Origin of the sequence: Kitasatospora sp. NPDC028055 (genome assembly GCF_040637885.1) — a bacterium.
GTDB lineage: Bacteria > Actinomycetota > Actinomycetes > Streptomycetales > Streptomycetaceae > Kitasatospora.
The window spans coordinates 1-1,500 of record NZ_JBEZXE010000115.1 but is presented as its reverse complement, the minus strand read 5'-3'; the positions used below and the strand labels follow the sequence as shown (position 1 = coordinate 1,500).

At 75.3% G+C, this 1,500-nt stretch carries 1 protein-coding gene; it reads right to left on the bottom strand.

Going from position 1 to position 1,500, the window contains the following annotated elements; translation table 11 throughout:
* Positions 1 to 153 precede the first annotated feature (153 nt).
* On the bottom strand, positions 154 to 1,281 hold the full coding sequence (locus tag AB0F71_RS39875; RefSeq protein ID WP_360246230.1) for a hypothetical protein: 1,128 nt from the start codon (positions 1,279 to 1,281) through the stop codon (positions 154 to 156).
* Positions 1,282 to 1,500: the final 219 nt, after the last annotated feature.

Genomic DNA, 1,500 nt, shown 5'->3' with positions numbered 1-1,500 from the left:
GCTTCCTGGGCCCCTGCGGCTGCCGGTCCTCGCGGATCTCGAAGGTCATTGCACTCCCCAGCTGGGGCGTTGCAACGATCCCTAGAACTCAAGGGGATCTGCTGGGGGTTTCGGGAGCAAGGTTTGCCCCCTGAGGGCGGGGCGGGGCTGGGGTCAGAGCAGCGGGGTCAGCCAGCGGCGGAGGAGCTCGGTGTAGTGGTCCGGCGCCGAGTTCCAGAGGGCCGCGTGCTCGGCGCCCGGGAAGCGCTGGAGGTTGACCACGTCGTGGCGGGCCGCGGCCAGGCGCTCCACCGTGCCGATCGGTGCGATCGTGTCGTCCGGGCTGTGCAGCACCAGGGTCGGGACCCGGAGGTCCGCGCCCTCCGCCAAGCGGGAGAAGTCCGCCAGGTCGACGCCCGTACGGGCCTGCGCGGCCAGCGCGCCGAGCTCGGCGGAGACCCCGGTGAAACCCGCCCGGGCGGCGTCCCGACGGGCGGCCGCGGGCAGGTCCAGGACCGGCGAGTCCAGCACGATCCCACTGATCGCGTGCGCCCAGGCCGACCGCGCCGCCGTCTGCAGCACCGTCGTCGCGCCCACCGACCAGCCGTACAGGATCACCCGGCCCGCGCCGTGGTCCAGGGCCAGCCGCATCGCCGACTCGACGTCCCGCCACTCCGTCTCGCCGAAGTGGCTGTAGCCGTCCGGGGAGGCCGGGGCGCCCTCGTCGCCGCGGTAGGTGACCACCAGCGCCGGCAGCCCCAGACGGTGCAGGGCCGGCAGCACCGGGAGGGTCTGCCCGCGGTCCGCCTCCGGGCCGTGGACCAGGATCACCCAGGTGCCGCGCTTGCCGCCGAGCAGCCAGACCGGCAGCGGGCCCAGCTCGCCCTCGGCCACGGTGTCGGTGAAGGCCAGGCCGAGCGCCGAGGTCGGATCGCCCAGGTACACGCGCGGAGTGAAACGGACCTCCGTACCGGGCGTCAGCGTGCCCCGGTCCGCCCGGACCAGGCGCCGGGTGACGCCCTGCGCGTCACTGTGCAGGACCTCCTCCACCACCGCGTGGCCGCCGTCCGCCCACTCCACCGCCCAGCGGCCGGGCCGCAGGCTCTCCGGGCGCCGGCTGAACGTCACCCGCCCCGCCGCCAGGCTCTGCACCAGCACCGGCCCCGAACCCTGGCCGCCGGCGGCTGGGCCCGCACCCGGACGGACCATCCGCTCGGAAGCCCGACGGCCGACGACCAGGACGGCGGCCCCCGCGGCGGCTCCGGTGGCGGCCGCCACGACGGCTGCGGTTCTCCAACGCATATCGATCCCCGCTCTGTTCACGGACCTGGACGGTGTTCGAGGACCAGTCCACAAGGGGCCTGGCGGGGCGGCCACTGGGCTGGGCCGTCTGGGGGCCGGGGGCCGCTGCGCGGGGCTTTGGTTGGGGGGTGGGCTCTCGGGAGGGTGGGTTGGTCCGGGGGCGGTTCCGGGGGTGGGCGCTCCGGGGGCTGGATGATTTTCAGACCGCCGACCCTCATG